This window comes from Amycolatopsis sacchari (assembly GCF_900114035.1).
Taxonomy (GTDB): Bacteria; Actinomycetota; Actinomycetes; order Mycobacteriales; family Pseudonocardiaceae; genus Amycolatopsis_E; species Amycolatopsis_E sacchari.
This window is the reverse complement of the sequence record NZ_FORP01000004.1, coordinates 275,952-292,108: the sequence shown is the minus strand read 5'-3', so window position 1 is coordinate 292,108 and position 16,157 is coordinate 275,952. Positions and strand designations below refer to the sequence as shown.

The following is a 16,157-nucleotide window of genomic DNA, read 5'->3' as shown; positions in this document are numbered from 1 at the left end:
CCTTCAGCGGTCGATCCGCACACCGCAGGTCTGACCGTCCGACAGGAACGACGACAGCTCCCGGCCCTCCTCGCCGACGGCCGTGCGGTGCGCCCGGGTCAGCGCACGCAGCGGCGTGACCACGACCTTCCCGTCGTCGACGGTCCACGTGGCGGCGACCCGCCCGTCCACGAGCACCGCGCGGTCGCCCGCGACCGACAGCCCGCGGTGGGCGTCGTCGACGATGCGGGTCCGGTCCTGGTAGCCGAGGAGGGCGTTGTCGAACGCGGGCAGGAACCGCACGGGCGCCGGGGTGCCGGGATCGGGCCGTGGCGCGTCGGGCAGGTCGATCAGCTCGCGGCCGCGCTCGTCCTTGAAGGTCACCAGTTCGTCGCGGATCGAGGCCACCGCGGCGGGGAGTCCCGCGAGACCGGACCAGGCCCGCACATCGGCGACGGTCGCGGGACCGAACGCGGCGAGGTATCGCCGGACCATCGCGACGCCCGCCGGGTCCGTCCCGTTGGGCGCGGGCGGGTCGACCTCGCGGCCCAGCCAGGCCGACAGCAGCGCGTGCCGCGCGCCGCCGCTCGTGCGCCACAGCCCGCGGGGCGGCACCTGCACCATCGGGACGAGGGCCGCGACCAGCACCTCGCCGAGGGCGCGGTGCGCCGGCCAGCGATCCGCGAGTGCCCGCGTGAGTTCGGGCATCGTGCGGGGTTCGCCGTCGGCCATCACCTCCCGGCCCGCGGCTGCCAGCTCCGCCAGGTCCACGCCGTCCAGTTCGCGGCGGTAGACGCCGAGCACGCGCTGCCGCAGCATCGCGTCGTGCCGGGAGCGCCACGCCAGGACGTCCTCCGCGGCGAGCAGGTGCACGGTGCGGCGCATGAGGTGCGTGCGGACGACGCGTTTGCCGAGCAGGAGGTCCGAAAGCTCGGCGGGGGCGAACGCCCGCAGCCGTGACCAGAGACCGGTGAACGGTTCCTGCGGCTCCTGCGCCTGGAGGCCGCACAGGTGCCTGACGGCGTCGAGCACCGGCAGGCCGGCGCGGTCGAGCAGCAGTTGCCTGGCCAGGGTGGCGCGGTTGAGGGCGCGGTCGTCCAAGGTGGTCACGGTCCCAGGATGGCAGGGGAAGCGGTCAGGGTGTGACCGCTTCTTTGTAGGGTGCTGGGCGTGCTGGACGACGACACCCTGCGCCTGATGAGCGTGCACGCCCACCCCGACGACGAATCGAGCAAGGGGGCCGCGACCCTCGCGAAGTACGCCGCCGAGGGGGTGGACGTCCTCGTCGTCACGTGCACCGGCGGGGAGCGGGGCGACGTGCTCAACCCCGCGATGGACCGGCCGGACGTGCGGGAGAACCTCGCCGCGATCCGCCGCGAGGAGATGGCGGCCGCTCGGGACATCCTCGGTGTGCGGCAACGGTTCCTGGGCTTCGTCGACTCGGGCCTGCCCGCTTCCGGTGAGCCGCTGCCGGAGGGGTGTTTCGCGCTCCAGCCGGTCGAGGAGGCGGCGGCCCGCCTCGCCGCGCTGATCCGCGAGTTTCGCCCGCACGTGGTGATCACGTACGACTCGACCGGCGGTTACCCGCACCCCGACCACATCAAGACGCACGAGATCACGGTCGCCGCCTTCGACGCCACGGAGGAGCCGCGCAAGCTCTACTACCACGGCGCCCTGTCGCGGGCGTGGTTCCAGACGATGCACGACGCGATGACGGAGCGCGGGCTCGACTCCGCGATGGGGGCGGTGCTGGCGGAGTTCCCGGAGGACACCCCAGCGCTGGAGATCACGACGCGTGTGCCGTGCGCGGAGTACTTCGAGGTCCGCGACCGGGCATTGCTGGCCCACGCGACGCAGATCGACCCGAACGCCGGTTTCATGCTCCACGACCGCGACGTGGAACGGCAGGTCTGGCCCACGGAGGACTACCACCTGGCTCAGTCCCGCGTCGAGGTCACCCTCCCCGAGGACGACCTGTTCGCCGGGCTGCGCTAGCGGACCACCACACCGCCGGTGACGTCGAGCCACGTGCCGGTGACGAACGAGGACGCCGGGGTCGCCAGGTAGAGGAACGCCTCCGCCACCTCGGCCGCGGTCGCGCGGCGGCCTAGTGGGATTTCCGCGTCGCGCTGGGCCAGGACCTCTTCCACCGAGATCCCTTCCCGCCGCGCGGTTTCCTCCGTGTACTCGCGGTTCAACCGCGACTCCACAAAGGACGGTGCGACGGCGTTGACCCGGACCCCCTCGCCCGCGAGTTCGAGCGCGAGGCTCTGCGTGAACAGCCGCAAAGCCCCCTTCGACGCGCTGTAGGCCGCACTTTCCGGCTTCCCTGCCAGCCCCGTGTACGAACCGGTGAAGACGATGGCGCCGCCAGGCCGCGGCAAGTGGGGGATCGCGCTGCGCGCCAGCAGGAACGCGCCCTTCGCGTTGACCGCCATGATCCGGTCCCACTCGTCCGGCGCGAGGTCGGCGGTCGGCCCCGGCCGCTGCCCGACGGCCGTCGCGTGCGCCAGGACGTCCAGACCGCCGTGCCGCTCCACGGCGAGCGTCATCAGCGCGTCGCAGGCGGCCGGATCGGTCACGTCGGTCACGGTGGCGACGGCCTGCGAGGCGGGGAACGCCGCCGCGATGTCGTCGGCCACCTCCTGCAGTGCGCCGGCGGACAGCTCGCTGAGCACCAGCCGCGCCCCCTCCGCCGCGAACCGCCGTGCGACCGCCTCGCCGATCCCCTGCGAAGCCCCCGTCACGACGACGGTCTTGCCATCCAGAACTCGTTGCGCCATGGGGCCAGCGTCGCTCCGGGGGAGGGGCTCAGCCAGGGACAAGCCGTACCTGGCTGACACCTACCTAAAGTCATTAGGTAATATCGACAGCACTGAAGGCAAAAGGCAGGGGAGTCATGGCAAGGGCGGGCCTCAACAGGGACCGGGTGATCCAGGCCGGTGCGGAGCTGGCCGACGAGGTCGGCTTCGAGCAGGTCACCGCGTCGGCGCTGGCGAAGCGGCTCGGCGTGCAGGTCGCGAGCCTGTATTCCCACGTCAAGAGCTCGCGGGACCTCAAGACCGGCATCGCCCTGCTCGCGCTGGCCGAACTCGCCGACCGCGCCGCCGAGGCGCTGGCCGGACGCGCCGGGAAGGACGCCCTCTTCGCCTTCGCCGCCGTCTACCGCGACTACGCCCGCGAGCACCCGGGGCGGTACGCGGCGGCACGGCAGCGGTTCGACCCGGAGACCGCCGCCGCGAGCGCCGGACCCCGGCACGCCCGCATGATGCGGGCGATCCTGCGCGGCTACGACGTGCCGGAGGCGGACGAGACCCACGCCGTCCGCCTGCTCGGCAGCGTTTTCCACGGCTTCGTCAGCACCGAGCTCGGCGGCGGGTTCAGCCACAGCGAGCCGGACCCGGAGAAGTCGTGGGACCGCATCCTCGAAGTCCTCGACGCACTGCTCGACCACTGGCCACAGGGGGAAAGATGATCACCACGCCCATCACCGGGGACCTCGTCCGCGGCGCGCTGGAACTGGAGCGCACCGAACGCGGCCTGCTGCCGCACCGGCTGCCCGCCTGGGCCCGGGCCCAGTACACCGACGGGCAGCTCGCGATGGCCGAGGCCCAGCCTTCGGGTGTCCGCCTGGTCTTCCGCACGCGGGCCACCGCCGTCGAACTCGACACGGTACCCACCAAGCGGGTCTACCTCGGGGCCCCACCACGCCCGGAAGGCGTGTACGACCTGCTCGTCGACGGCCGGCTCACGCGGCAGGGCAGCGTGCACGGCGGGAACACCGTGCGCGTCGACCTGGCCACCGGCGCCGTCGAGAGCGAGCAGGGCCCGGCCGGGACGCTCCACTTCGGACAGCTGCCGGAGGGGGTCAAGGACGTCGAGATCTGGCTGCCGCACAACGAAACCACCGAGCTCGTCGCCCTGCGCACGGACGCACCGGTCGAACCCGTGCCCTCGCGGGGACAGCGCGTGTGGCTGCACCACGGCAGTTCGATCAGCCACGGCTCCGACGCCGCGAGCCCCAGCACCACCTGGCCCGCGCTCGCGGCCGCCGCCGGGGACGTGTCGCTGGTGAACCTCGGCTTCGGCGGCAGCGCGCTGCTCGACCCGTTCACCGCCCGCACCATGCGGGACACGCCGGCCGACCTGATCAGCGTCAAGATCGGCATCAACCTGGTCAACAGCGACGCGCTGCGCCTGCGGGCGTTCATCCCGGCCGTGCACGGGTTCCTCGACACCATCCGCGACGGCCACCCGGACACGCCGCTGCTCGTCGTCTCGCCGATCCACTGCCCGATCCACGAGGACACCCCGGGGCCCGGCGCGTTCGACTTCGAGGCGATGAGGGCCGGGAAGCTCCGCTTCCGCGCGACTGGTGACCCGGCGGAGCGCGCGGCGGGCAAGCTGACGCTGCGGGTGATCCGCGACGAGCTGGCGAGGATCGTGGCCCAGCGTGCGGCCGCCGACCCCAACCTGCACTACCTCGACGGCTGCGAGCTGTACGGCGAGGCCGACTTCGCGGAGCACCCGCTGCCGGACGAGCTCCACCCCGACGCGGCGACGCACCGGCTGATGGGCGAGCGGTTCGCCCGCTTCGCGTTCGCCGGCGACGGCCCGTTCAGCCCAGCTGGTCGTGCAGGAAACGCACCGTCCGCTGCCACGCCAGCCGCGCCGACTCAGGGTGGTGGCTCGGGCGCTGGTCGTTGAGGAAGGCGTGGCCGGCGTCGTAGAGGTGCAGCTCCGGCGCCCGGCCCGTGGCCTTCTCGAGCGCCTCGGAAAGCGCTTCCAGCTGCTCGGGCGGGATCGACTGGTCGTGCTTCCCGTAGTGGCCCTGCACGGTCGCCGCGAGCCGCGAGAAGTCCGGCAGCTCGCCGCGGATCACGCCGTAGAACGGCACGGCGGCGCTGACCCGCGGCTCGACGGCGGCCAGGTACAGCACGAACCCGCCGCCCATGCAGAACCCGACGGCACCGATGGTGTCCGACGTGACCTCCGGCAGCGACAGCAGGTGGTCCACCGCCCCGGAGAGCAGCTCCACGCCCCGTGGGACCGGCAGCTCCCGCATCAGCCGGAGCGCCTCGTCGGCGTCGTGCGCGACGTTGCCGCCGTAGAGGTCGGGGGCGAGCACGACGAACCCCTCGGCCGCGAGCCGGTCGGCCACGTCGGCGATGTGGTCGTCCAGGCCCCACCACTCCTGGATGAGCAGCACCCCGGGGCCGCTGCCGCCGGCGGGGCGGGCCAGGTACCCGTGGGCGGTGCCGCCCGCGCTGGGGAACTCGACGTTCTGCCGGGCGGGACGCCCGGTGGACTTCGGCTGCGACAAGATCTTCCTCCCGAAAGTGGCTTACCGGCGCCACGATAGCCCCGTAGCGTGGGAGAACGATCTCGACGACCGGAGGGAGCGGGCATGACCGCCGATCCCGCGGACGCGCGTGCCCGCTTCCGCGCAGGCCACCGCGTGCCGACCGCGGGCTGGGCACCCGGCTACGCGCAGGCCAACCTGATCGCCGTGCCCCGGGACTGGGCCTACGACGTGCTGTTGTTCGCGCAGCGCAACCCGAAGCCGTGCCCGGTGCTCGACGTGACCGACCCCGGCAGCCCCCGCACGGCCCTCGCCGGGGACGCCGACCTGCGCACCGACCTGCCCGCGTACCGGGTCTGGCTGGACGGCGAACTCGCCGACGAGCCGGACGAGGTCACCGGGTACTGGCGGGACGACCTCGTGGCGTTCCTGATCGGCTGCAGCTTCACGTTCGAGGCCCCGCTGCTCGCCGCCGGCATCGACGTGCGGCACATCAGCGCGGGCACGAACGTCCCGATGTACCGCACGAACCGGCCGTGCCGCCCCGCCGGGCGCTTGCGCGGGCCGATGGTGGTGTCGATGCGGCCCGTCCCCGCGGACCGGGTCGCCGACGCGGTGCGCATCAGCGGCCGGTTCCCGTCGGTGCACGGCGCGCCGGTGCACGTGGGGGAGCCCGCCGCGCTCGGCATCGCAGACCTGGCCACCCCGGACTTCGGCGACCCGGTCGAGATCCGGCCAGGCGAGGTCCCGGTCTTCTGGGCGTGCGGCGTCACCCCGCAGGCGGCGATCACCGCGTCACGCCCGCCGTTCGCGATCACGCACGCACCGGGGCACATGTTCGTCACCGACGTTCCGGACCACACGTACGCGGTCTGAGAGAAAAATTCCGGCGCGGTTGTCGATCGGCGGCTGTCCCGTTCGACCGGGGGGTGAGAGGGTTCGCGACGGAACCCGCGGAACAGGGAGAGACGACCGTGAAGTACATGCTGATCATGCGCGCCACCGACGAGGCCTTCGCGAAGATGGGGGACATCGACTTCGACGAGATGCTCGCGACCGTCGGCCGCTACAACGACGAGCTGATCCGGGCCGGGGTGCTGGTGGCCGCCGAGGGGCTCGCCGACGCGGCCGAAGGCGTCGTCGTGGACTACTTCACCGAGCCGCCCGTGGTGACGGACGGGCCGTACGGCGAGACGAAGGAGCTGTTCGGCGGCTTCTACATCCTCAACGTCGCCTCGAAGGAGGAGGCCGTCGAGTGGGCCAAGCGGTCCCCGATGACCGGCCCCGGCTTCAAGACCGAGATCCGCCGCGTCACCACGATCGACGAGTTCCCGCAGGACAACGAGTGGATCCAGAAGGAGCGGGCGTGGCGCGAGGCGACCGGTCAGCTCTGAGATGACGGGCCGGGAGGAGGTCGCCGCCGTCTGGCGGATCGAGTCGGCGCGGATCGTCGGGGCGCTCGCGCGCTACACCGGCGATTTCGCGCTGGCTGAGGACCTCGCGCAGGAGGCGCTGGCGGAAGCGCTCGTGACGTGGCCGCGGGAAGGCGTGCCCCGAAACCCGGCGGGGTGGCTGCTGACGGTCGGCAAGCGCCGGGCGATCGACGTGTTCCGGCGCAACTCCGCACTGGAGGAGCGCTACTCCGTGCTCGCCCGCGAGCCCGTCGAGCCCGGCGACGTGCTGTGGGACCCGGACCGCATCGACGACGACGTGCTCGCGCTGATGTTCGTCTCCTGCCACCCGGCGCTGTCGCGGGAGGCCAGGGTCGCGCTGACGCTGCGCGTGGTGGGCGGCCTCACCAGCGACGAGATCGCCCGCGCGTTCCTGATGCCGACCGCGACCGTGCAGGCGCGGATCACCAGGGCGAAGAAGACGCTCGCGGCCGCGCGGGTGCCCTTCGAGGTGCCGCCGGCCGCCGAGCGTCCCGCGCGCCTCGGTTCGGTGCTCAACGTGCTGTACGTGATCTTCACCGAAGGATCCACGGCGGCCTCGGGCAGCGAGCTGATCCGGGTGGAGCTGGCCGAGGAGGCGTTGCGGCTGGCCAGGGTGCTGGTGCGGCTCGTGCCGGACGAGCCGGAGGCACACGGGTTGCTCGCGCTGCTGGAGCTGACGGCGGCGCGGTTCCCGGCCCGCCTCGGGCCGGACGGCGAGCCGGTGCTGCTGGAGGACCAGGACCGCCGCCGGTGGGACCGCGCGGCGATCCGCCGTGGCCGCGCCGCGCTGGCCCACGCCACCGGGGTGGGGCGGGGGCTGGGCGCGTACGGGCTGCAGGCGGCGATCGCCGAGTGCCACGACGTGGCCGCCTCGGTCGAGGAGACGGACTGGGAGCGCATCGTGCTGCTGTACGAGGCGCTCGGCAGGCTCGCGCCGTCACCGGTGGTGACCCTCAACCGCGCGGTGGCGGTGGCGATGGCCCGCGGTCCGCGGGAGGCACTGTCCATCGTGGACGGACTGGAGGGCGGTGCGCTGAAGGGCTCGCACCTCATGCCGACCGTGCGCGGTGAGCTGCTCACCCGCCTCGGCCGTGCCGCCGAAGCCCGCGAGGAGCTGGAGCGCGCGCTGCGGTTGTGCGGGAACGAACGCGAGCGGACGGTGCTGCGGCGCAAGCTGTCGGCACTGGGCTAAGTGATCAGTTCAGAATGAGCTGGTGTGTAGGCCTTGCTGGTGGTGCAGGACAGTCGGCACACCGAGGAGACGACTACAGCGGCTCCACGCCGACCGCGGTTACGACCACGACAAGGACCGGCGCCTGGTTCACGACCACGGCATCATTCCGACGATCGCCCGACGCGGTGCCGGTCACGGCTCAGGTCTGGGCACAATCCGCTGGCCGGTCGAACGCACCTCCGCCTGGCTCAAGGGCTTCCGCCACCTGCGCGTCCGCACCGAACGCCGCGCCGACATTCACCAAGCCATCATCAGCCTCGCCTGCTCGATGATCTGCCTACACCAGCTCATGCTGAACTGACGCCTAAGTCAATTGTCCGATGTGCCCCGCAGGCGTGGTCGCTACGGTCGGAGCCGTGCGACGACGCTCACTCGCCCTGGTGGCCGGGCTGGCCACCGCGCTCGTGACCGCTCCCGTGGCGCAGGCCGGACAACACCGGTCCTGCGGGGGACTGGCCGCGCTGCCCTCGGTCGTCTCCGCCGTCCAAGACGCCGGTGACGCCACCACGCCTCCGTCCTGCCGCGTCACCGCCCGCGTGTCCGATGTGGACGGTGGCGTGGTCACGGTCTGGGTGTACCTGCCGGAAAACACGTGGAACGGGCGCTTCCAGGCCACTGGTGGCGGAGGGTTCTCCGGTGGTGATCCCGCGAACCTGCTCGAACCGCTGCGGAACGGGTACGCCACCGCGGCCACCGACGCGGGCCACCCCGGCGCCACGGCCGACTTCGCGCTCGACGCTGACGGCCGCCTGAACTGGCCCGCCATCAAGGACTTCGGGCACGAGGGCGTCCAGGACATGACCACGACCGCGAAGGCGCTGATCCGCGCCTACTACGGCCGCGGGCCCGCGTACTCGTACTTCACCGGCTGCTCCACGGGTGGCCGCCAGGGCGTGATGGAGGCGCAGCGCCACCCCGGCGAGTACGACGGGATCCTGGCCGGTGCCCCGGTGATCAACTACCCGCAGATGCAGACCGGGCAGCTGTGGGGCCAGCTGGTCATGCTCGAATCCGGGAACGCGGTGGCGCCGTGCAAGTTCGAGGCCGCCGTGACGGCGACCGTGCGGGCGTGCGACACCCTCGGCGACGGGGTGGTGGACGGCGTCATCGGCGATCCGCTCGCGTGCCGGTTCGACCTGTCGCTGCTCGTCGGCACGCCCACGCCGTGCGGCACCATCACGGCCGCGGACGTCGCGGTGATGAAGGAGATCCAGCAGGGCCCGCGGCGGCAGGACGGCCGGTTCCTCTGGTACGGCCTGGCTCCCGGTGCCCCCTTCGCCGGGCTCAACGACACCGTGGAGGTGGACGGGCGGCTCGTCGGCAAGCCGTTCGCCTACGACCTGTGGTGGTTCAGCCTGTTCCTCGCGCAGGACCGGTCGTGGGACTGGACGAGCCTGACCCGTGAGCGGTTCGAGGCGTACTTCGACCAGGCGGTGCGGCAGTACGACCGGGTGCTCGGCGCGGCCGACCCCGACCTGTCCGCGTTCCGGCGGGCCGGCGGGAAACTCCTGCTGTGGCACGGGGAAGCGGACTTCGGCGTGCCGTTCCAGGGCACGATCGACTACTACGAACGGGTCCAGCGCACGCTCGGCCCCGGCCGCACGCAGCAGTTCGCGCGCCTGTTCCTCGCGCCCGGCGTCGGGCACTGCTCCGGCGGCGCGGGCCCGCAGCTGGTCGACCCGTTCGCCGCCCTCGTGCGGTGGGTGGAGCAGGGCAAGGCGCCGGAAACGCTGCCCGCCGCCGGTGCCGGGCAAACGCGGCCGGTGTGCCGCTACCCGCAGGTGGCCCGCTGGAGCGGCCACGGCGATCCGGCGAACGCCTCGTCCTACCGCTGCGCCTGATCAGACCACGGTGACGGGGTGGCCGACGACGGCGCCGAACAGGTAGCCCTGCGTGTTGTACGGCTCGACGTCCGGCTGCCGCGCGCCCGTGCGGTCGGTGGCCCTGGCGCGCAGGGTGTACGTGCCCGGGGCCGGCGGACGCCAGCGCAGGGACCAGCGGCGCCAGCCGCGGTCGGGTCCGTGCGGGGTCGCGGTGCGCCAGGTGTGCCCGCCGTCGGTGCTCACCTCGACGCGCCGGACGCCGCCGTGGCCCGACCACGAGCGGCCGGTCAGGACGTGCTCGCGGTCGCCGGGCAGCGTCGCGCCCCACGCGAGTTCGAAGGCGCTCTTGGTGTTCTGCCGCGTGAGCAGCTCGCCCTCCGGCGGGTACGTGGGGCCCCACAACCGGTAGTACTGCGTGCTCCACGGTGAGGAGAGCGGGGTCGCGGAGACCTCGATCCGGCCGAGCCACTTGATCGACGCCACCCCGATCCAGCCGGGAACGACCAGGCGGACCGGGAAACCGTGGTCGGGCGGCAGCGGCTCGCCGTTCATCTCGTAGGCGAGCAGGACGTCTTCGAGCGCCTTCGCCACCGGCAGCGGACGGCGGACCGGGCCGAGGTTCACCCCGCCCGTGACGTAGTCCGGGTCGAGGCCCTGGGGCAGCAGGTCCACGGCGGCACCGGTCAGGCCCGCCCGCGCCAGCACGGTCGCCAGCCGCACCCCGCGCCAGCGCGCGACGCCGACCGCGCCGAGCCGCCACGCCGTGCCGGTCACCGACTGCCCCTGCTGCGAGGTGAAGAAGCTGCGGCCGTTGCCCGCGCACTCGATCCGCGCCGTCACCGTTTCCGACGGCAGGGCGCGCAGGTCGCGGTTTCACGATCGGTGCTGCCGCGTGGGCCGTGCGGGGCCAGAACGGCGCGGACGCGGCCAGCCCCGCGAGGCCCAGCGCGGTGCGCCGGGGCAGGTGGCGGTCGATTCCCGCCATGCCCGGTCATGCTGCCGCGTGCGCCTCGCGTTGTCGCCGCTTTCCAGCTGCTGGGACGAGCCGCCAGAGGATGAGCCCGGCTCCGATCACGACGACGAGCACGAGCAGCAGCCACGGTACGGCCCAACCCTCCGCCGTCGTCTCGACGGACTCCAGCGGCGTGATCGAGCCCGCCGCGTCGGTGAGCAGCGGGACGAGGGTCACCGAGCCGGTGACCAGCACCGAGGGGACCACCCCGGAAACCGGCACCGACACCGGCCACGTCTCGCCCGGCAGCAGCTGCGGCGAATCCCCGATCGGGGCCGCGTCGGTGCGCCACGCGCCGAACGGGCCGGAAACGGACGCGGTCTGCCGCGCGGCGACGATCGCGTTGCCGGTGTTGCGGATCGTGTACGTCAGGGTCGCGTCTCCCTCGCCGAACGCGCTGCCGGAGTAGTGCACGGCGAGGTCCTCGACCGCCAGCGCGGGTGCCAGCCCGCCGCCGACGCGCAGTTGCACGCGGATACCGACGCGCCGCTCCACCCCGCCCTGCGTCAGCGACGTCACGATGCCGCCGGCGTGGTCCCCGCTGGAAGCGCTTTCCGGTACGGCGACGGTGAACGGCACCTCGGTGGACTGGCCGGGTGCCACCGTCACGTGGTCCACGGCGGGCCGCACCCAGGCGCCGACGCCGGTCGAGGGCGTGTCCTTCGTGACGAGGTCGAGCTGACCCGTCTTCGTGGTGAACCCGTCCGCGCTGTAGACGGCCAGGTCGAGCGGCTGCGCGCCCCGGTTGGCGACCACCAGCGCGTCGTCGAGCAGATCACCCGGTTCGACGGTGTAGCGGTAGTTCTCCCGGTCGGCGCCGAAGTCGTTCGCGGCCGTCGAAACCGTCCACGGGACGTCCTCCTGCGCCGACGCGGGAAGGGGTGCACTGACGGCCAGTGCGAGCAGCGCGACGACGGCCGCGCGGGCGAAGACGGGCATCCGGGGATCCTCGGTAAGTCTGGAATGGACGGTGGGGCGGCCGCGGGAACGGCCACCCCACCGGGTTTTCAGTTCAGCGTGGTGAGGGTGGTACGGCCCTTGCCCGGCTGCTCCAGCCAGCAGGGCTGCCCCGGGAACGGCCAGTGGATGCCGTGCCCGCCACCGCGGTACGGGTGGATGACCACCTTGTCCACAGTGGAACCCACCGGCGGTGCCGGCTTGGTGCCCTCGTCAGGACCACACCAGGAAACCTTGCCCAGCTCGACCGCCGCGTTCGGCGCCGCACAGGTGCCGCTGCGGACGTTCTGGACGACGAGCCTGTCGTCCCGCACCTCCACCTTGACGTAGGTGCGGACGTGCTCCTGGTTCTCCACCGAGTTGGCCCAGTGGTTGTCCGGGTTGAGCGGGTCGGGCCCGTAGTTCGGGTCCTTGCTCGTGTCCGGGTCGGTGAGGTCGTAGTACTTCGAGCCCGACGCGGAGTTCGCCGTCACGTAGACGACCCCGCCCGGCCCCTGGGACACCTGCGTCGCGCCGGGCTGCTCGGCCGGGTTGGCCTTCTGCCCGTTCTTGATGACGTAGCTGCGTGAGTAGCTGTGGTCGTGCCCCTGCAGCACCAGGTCCACGCCGAGGTTGGAGAACGCCGTCGGGAAGTCCTGGCGGCGCTGCTGGTTGTCGCCGTCGTTGGCGTGGTCGGCGGGGGAGTAGATCGAGTGGTGGTAGACGAGCACCGTGTACTTCGCCTTACCGCCGTGCTGCTTGATCACGTCGGTGACGTAGCCGATGTGGGCCTCGTCCGAGCCGCTCGCGTAGGCGTTGCTGTTCAGGTCGATGAACAGCACGTCCTTGTAGATGTACCAGTAGTCACCGCCGGAGCGGGTGTCCTGGGCGCCGTTGTAGTAGGGCGCCGAACGGTCGGTGTTCGGCGTCCAGAAGTGCTGCTCGTAGGCCTTGCCGCCGACGTCGTGGTTGCCGATCGTCGCCGCCCACGGGTACTGGCGCAGCTTGTCCGAGGACAGGAACGCGTCCCACTGGGACTCGTTGTTCGCCGACTCGACCTGGTCACCGCCGGAGACCAGCAGCTCGGCGTCCGGGTTCGCCTTCAGCGCGACGTCGAGCGTGTCGCGCCAGCCGGCGCCGTCCCGTGCGGTGTCCCCCGACGAGCCGATCTGCGGGTCGCCGAAGAACAGGAAGTCGAAGTCCCCGTTGAACTTCTGCGTCTTGAACGTGTACGTCGGCGACCAGCTGCCGCCGGAGCCGACGCGGTAGGAGTAGCTGGTGTTCTGCCTGAGGCCGTCCAGCGTGGCGTGCCCGTGGTAGCCGCCGTTGACGGTGTTCGCCGTCACGGTCGCCGGGAACGTCTGCGCGTTCCTCGGGAACTGGCCGTGGTTCAGCTTCGCCGTCGGGGCGACCTGCACGACCTGGGCCGCGCCGGTCGAGGAGTACCAGCTGACGATGCGCTGGGACTCCTTCGCGCCGACGCCGAGGACGATGCCCGACAACGTGGTCGGGCTGTCCGCAGCCGTGGCCACTGGACCGGTGCCGAACGCCACGGCGAGGCCCACGACGGCGGCGGTCACGCCGTGGGCCAGTGATCTGGGTAGTGTCATGGGGGGAAGCGTTTCCCGGGTTGATGTTGATCAGGTGAACGGCAGCGGGCCTGCGGGGGATCAGAGCGCGAAGATCCGCTCCACGAACCAGGTCAGCCCCATCACCGACACGCCCGCGGCGAGCACGCCCGTCGCCAGCGCCGGGGTCAGGCTGGCGCGGTGGCGCAGCAGGGCCAGCAACGGGAAGACCACCGCGATGATCGCCAGCTGCACCACCTCGATGCCGAGGTTGAACACGAGCAGCGACCACAGCAGCGTCCACGACCACGCCGCGTCGATGCCCAGCGCGGAGGCGAAGCCGAGGCCGTGCGCCAGGCCGAAGCAGAACACCACCGCGAGCCTCGCCCAGCCCGTGCGGTCGAGGCTGAAGTGGCCGCCCGCGTCCAGCTCCGACGCTTGCGCGCCCCGGCGGTAGAGCCGCCACAACGGCCACGCGGCGACCACGGCGATCGAGAGCGCGATGAGGGGTTCGACGACGGCCGCGGGTGCCCGCACGAGGCCGAGCGCGGCGAGGACGAACGTCACCGAGTGGGCGAGCGTGAACGTCGTCGCGGCCAGCACGATCTCGCGCAGCCGCCGGGAGCCCGCGATGAGCGCGAGCAGGAACAGGATGTGGTCCAGACCGGTGAGCAGGTGCTCGGCGCCGAGGCGGAAGAACTCCCAGAACCGCTGCGTCCACGCCTGCTGGGTGGAGAAGGAGGGCTGGTGCGCGTCGAGCGCCGCGCTGCCGGAGGTCAGGTCGAGCTCGTAGGTGACGATGGTCTTGGTGTCACGGACGTACCCCTCGGCGTCGGGGAAGAGTCCACTGTAGACCTGGTGGGATTCAGCGGCGGCGCACCGGTAGTCGAGCACCAGGCGGGTGTAGGGGACGCCGTCACGTTCCTCCATGGTGAAGCCGCCGTCGCGAACCGGGGCGCAGGCCTGCCCGGACGCGGTGACCCGGAAGCGCTCGCTGACGTACCGCATCACCGTGTCGGCGTGGGTTTCCAGTGCGGCGGCCTGCGCGGCGGAGTCGTGGGCTTCGAAGGCCGCGGTGCCCTGGCGGAACAGCGGGTCGTCGTGCTGGTAGTCCGCCGCGGAGACGACGAGCAGGTCGTACTCGAGCCCGAGGGAGGCGTGGACGTGCCCGGATTCGGGGGAGGTCACGTCGGCGTACACGGTGGACGTGAAGCCGTGCGCGGAGGCGGGCGCGGCGGTCAGGAGGGCCACGGCGGCTGTCGCGCCGGCGATGGCGAGGGCCCGGATCAGGCGGAACATGGACGCAGACTGCTTGGAGCAGGCGAACGGCCGGCGGACGGCAGGCGAACAACCGGCGACCGGATGCCGATCTTCGTCGTTGTTCGGGTAGGAAAGGGGCATGCGTGGGCGACTACTGGCTGTGGCGGCCGCGGGCCTGCTCGTCGCCGGGTGTGGCGCGGACGACTGGTCCCGTCCACACCCCGCGCCGAGCGCGATCGGTGTGCTGGGGCCGGGTTTCGTCACGGCGTCGCCCACCCCGGAGGCGACGGTCACCCCGGCGCCTGGTTCGTGGGAGGGCGTGCGGCCGTCGCCGGGTTACCGCGTGGTGCTGCTCACCGCGGGGGACGACCCGGAGACGAAGACGCTCGTGTCGGCCGTGACGGAGTGGGCGGGGCAGGAGCAGGTCAGCCTGAAAACGGTTTCCGCCGCGCCGGGTGGCTACCCGGCGAGCATCCGGCAGGCGATCGACCTGCACCCGGACCTGGTGGTCAGCGCGGGCAAGGACCTGGTGGACGCGCTGGCGCTCGTCACGGCCAGCCATCTCGACCAGCAGTTCCTCGTGCTGGGCGCCGAACTGGCCGAGCCCACGGCGAACGTCACGGCGGCGAACTGGGCGGGCGCGTCCTACCGCGGTGAGGGCCTGGGCACGTCAACGGGGTACGACCCGGCTTCCTTCACGCCGCAGCACGCGGCGGCGGCGCTGAGGGCCGGGGTGGCGAGCGTGCTGACCGGCCTGACGGGGATCGTCGTCCGGGTGGGGTAGGGGCTTTCTCGCGGCGGGGGCGCCTTTCGCTGGGAGGCGGGGGCGGGGTGGCTGGGGGTTTTGGCTGGGAGGCGGGGGGGGGGGGGGGTGGCTGGGGTTGGCGGCTCCTGCTGGCTCCTGCTAGCTTGCGTTGGCTCCGTGGCTGCCGCTGTCCCGGCCGTGTCGCCTCGACCGCCCTGCGAACTGCGCCGCCGCGACGGCCGTATCGTCTCGGCCGCCTCGCGGATTGCGCTGCCAGCCCGGCCGCGCCGCTCCGGCCATCACAACCGCCGTCCCGGCCGCCCCCGAGCCGCCGCCTCGCAACCGCCGCCCCCGCGCCAGCCGCCGCCTCGCAACCGCCGCCCCCGAGCCCCCACCCCCCACCCCCGGGATCACCCCGGCTCGAGGATTCCTCCCGCGTCCAGCATCCGCGCCAGCAGGCCCTGCAACCGGCGCCGGTCGGCGGGGGGTAGGGCCGCCGTCAGCGGTGCCAGCGCCCGCGCGACCTGGTCACGGCCGGACTGCGCGAGGGCGGCACCGTCCGGCGTCAGGAACACCTCCACCGCACGCCCGTCGCCCGGGCTGGGGGCCCTTGCGAGCAGCCCGCGCTTCGCCGCGCGCTGGACCAGGCCCGTCATGGTCGACTTGTCGAGACCCAGGTAGTCGGCCAGCACGCTCATCCGCAGCCGCCGGTCGCGCAGGATGCCGAGCACCCGCAGCTGCGTCAGCGACAGGTCGTGCTCCGCGGCGACCCTGTTCAGCACCGCCATCGTCGCGAAAGCGGTCTGCACCAGCATGTCCACCACGTCGTCCTGCTCGTCGGTCACGGGCCCACTCTACTTGACTA

The 16,157-nt window shown here is 72.5% G+C and carries 17 protein-coding genes; 9 read left to right on the top strand and 8 right to left on the bottom strand.

Going from position 1 to position 16,157, the window contains the following annotated elements; translation table 11 throughout:
• Positions 1-3 precede the first annotated feature (3 nt).
• Entirely contained in the window at positions 4-1,089 is a 1,086-nt protein-coding gene (locus BMZ92_RS09955; RefSeq protein WP_091505481.1) for a winged helix DNA-binding domain-containing protein, read from the bottom strand.
• Between the two features lie 87 nt (positions 1,090-1,176).
• Here BMZ92_RS09955 and mca point away from each other — a divergent pair, with 87 nt between their 5' ends.
• Positions 1,177-1,974 carry a mycothiol conjugate amidase Mca gene (mca, locus tag BMZ92_RS09950; protein WP_091505648.1) on the top strand — a complete coding sequence of 266 codons (798 nt, stop codon included), beginning with the start codon at positions 1,177-1,179 and terminating at the stop codon, positions 1,972-1,974.
• On the opposite strand, the gene BMZ92_RS09945 is transcribed toward mca, so the two are convergent.
• Positions 1,971-2,762, bottom strand: a complete 792-nt coding sequence (locus BMZ92_RS09945; protein ID WP_091505479.1) for an SDR family NAD(P)-dependent oxidoreductase — start codon at positions 2,760-2,762, stop codon at positions 1,971-1,973. The two genes, mca and BMZ92_RS09945, sit on opposite strands and share 4 nt — an antisense overlap.
• 116 nt (positions 2,763-2,878) lie before the next feature.
• Between BMZ92_RS09945 and BMZ92_RS09940 the strand changes: the two genes are divergently transcribed.
• Both BMZ92_RS09940 and BMZ92_RS09935 read left to right on the top strand, forming a co-directional pair.
• A complete protein-coding gene (locus tag BMZ92_RS09940; RefSeq protein ID WP_091505478.1) occupies positions 2,879-3,454 on the top strand; it encodes a TetR/AcrR family transcriptional regulator in 576 nt (191 codons plus the stop codon).
• Complete coding sequence (locus tag BMZ92_RS09935; RefSeq protein ID WP_091505476.1) at positions 3,451-4,686, top strand: GDSL-type esterase/lipase family protein; 1,236 nt, start codon at positions 3,451-3,453, stop codon at positions 4,684-4,686. Before BMZ92_RS09940 ends, BMZ92_RS09935 begins: the two co-directional genes overlap by 4 nt.
• Here the strand turns inward: BMZ92_RS09935 and BMZ92_RS09930 are convergent.
• Positions 4,598-5,302, bottom strand: a complete 705-nt coding sequence (locus BMZ92_RS09930; RefSeq protein WP_218153430.1) for a dienelactone hydrolase family protein — start codon at positions 5,300-5,302, stop codon at positions 4,598-4,600. The genes BMZ92_RS09935 and BMZ92_RS09930 overlap by 89 nt on opposite strands.
• An 84-nt stretch (positions 5,303-5,386) precedes the next feature.
• Here BMZ92_RS09930 and BMZ92_RS09925 point away from each other — a divergent pair, with 84 nt between their 5' ends.
• The 5 genes from BMZ92_RS09925 to BMZ92_RS09905 all read left to right on the top strand — a co-directional run bounded on the left by BMZ92_RS09925 (position 5,387) and on the right by BMZ92_RS09905 (position 9,789).
• A complete protein-coding gene (locus BMZ92_RS09925) occupies positions 5,387-6,157 on the top strand; it encodes a putative hydro-lyase (RefSeq protein WP_091505473.1) in 771 nt (256 codons plus the stop codon).
• Between the two features lie 98 nt (positions 6,158-6,255).
• The gene (locus tag BMZ92_RS09920) at positions 6,256-6,675 is read left to right on the top strand and encodes a YciI family protein (protein WP_091505472.1); all 420 of its coding nucleotides are present in this window, start codon (positions 6,256-6,258) and stop codon (positions 6,673-6,675) included.
• Between the two features lies 1 nt (position 6,676).
• Positions 6,677-7,906: an RNA polymerase sigma factor gene (locus tag BMZ92_RS09915; protein WP_091505470.1), complete on the top strand. Its 1,230-nt coding sequence runs from the start codon at positions 6,677-6,679 to the stop codon at positions 7,904-7,906.
• Positions 7,907-7,928: 22 nt separating this feature from the next.
• Positions 7,929-8,249 carry a transposase gene (locus BMZ92_RS09910; RefSeq protein ID WP_177228629.1) on the top strand — a complete coding sequence of 107 codons (321 nt, stop codon included), beginning with the start codon at positions 7,929-7,931 and terminating at the stop codon, positions 8,247-8,249.
• 55 nt (positions 8,250-8,304) lie between these two features.
• A complete protein-coding gene (locus BMZ92_RS09905) occupies positions 8,305-9,789 on the top strand; it encodes a tannase/feruloyl esterase family alpha/beta hydrolase (RefSeq protein ID WP_177228628.1) in 1,485 nt (494 codons plus the stop codon).
• Here the strand turns inward: BMZ92_RS09905 and BMZ92_RS09900 are convergent, their stop codons facing one another.
• The 4 genes from BMZ92_RS09900 to BMZ92_RS09885 form a co-directional block, all read right to left on the bottom strand.
• On the bottom strand, positions 9,790-10,635 hold the full coding sequence (locus tag BMZ92_RS09900; RefSeq protein WP_091505465.1) for a molybdopterin-dependent oxidoreductase: 846 nt from the start codon (positions 10,633-10,635) through the stop codon (positions 9,790-9,792).
• 127 nt (positions 10,636-10,762) lie between these two features.
• The gene (locus BMZ92_RS09895; RefSeq protein WP_091505463.1) at positions 10,763-11,722 is read right to left on the bottom strand and encodes a WxL protein peptidoglycan domain-containing protein; all 960 of its coding nucleotides are present in this window, start codon (positions 11,720-11,722) and stop codon (positions 10,763-10,765) included.
• Positions 11,723-11,790: 68 nt separating this feature from the next.
• On the bottom strand, positions 11,791-13,329 hold the full coding sequence (locus BMZ92_RS09890; protein ID WP_177228627.1) for a purple acid phosphatase family protein: 1,539 nt from the start codon (positions 13,327-13,329) through the stop codon (positions 11,791-11,793).
• A 60-nt stretch (positions 13,330-13,389) separates the two neighbouring features.
• Positions 13,390-14,586, bottom strand: a complete 1,197-nt coding sequence (locus BMZ92_RS09885; RefSeq protein WP_091505461.1) for a HupE/UreJ family protein — start codon at positions 14,584-14,586, stop codon at positions 13,390-13,392.
• 100 nt (positions 14,587-14,686) lie between these two features.
• Here BMZ92_RS09885 and BMZ92_RS09880 point away from each other — a divergent pair, with 100 nt between their 5' ends.
• A complete protein-coding gene (locus BMZ92_RS09880) occupies positions 14,687-15,331 on the top strand; it encodes a type 1 periplasmic-binding domain-containing protein (RefSeq protein WP_091505460.1) in 645 nt (214 codons plus the stop codon).
• A gap of 371 nt (positions 15,332-15,702) precedes the next feature.
• Here the strand turns inward: BMZ92_RS09880 and BMZ92_RS09875 are convergent, their stop codons facing one another.
• The gene (locus BMZ92_RS09875) at positions 15,703-16,137 is read right to left on the bottom strand and encodes a MarR family winged helix-turn-helix transcriptional regulator (RefSeq protein ID WP_245782978.1); all 435 of its coding nucleotides are present in this window, start codon (positions 16,135-16,137) and stop codon (positions 15,703-15,705) included.
• Positions 16,138-16,157 lie beyond the last annotated feature (20 nt).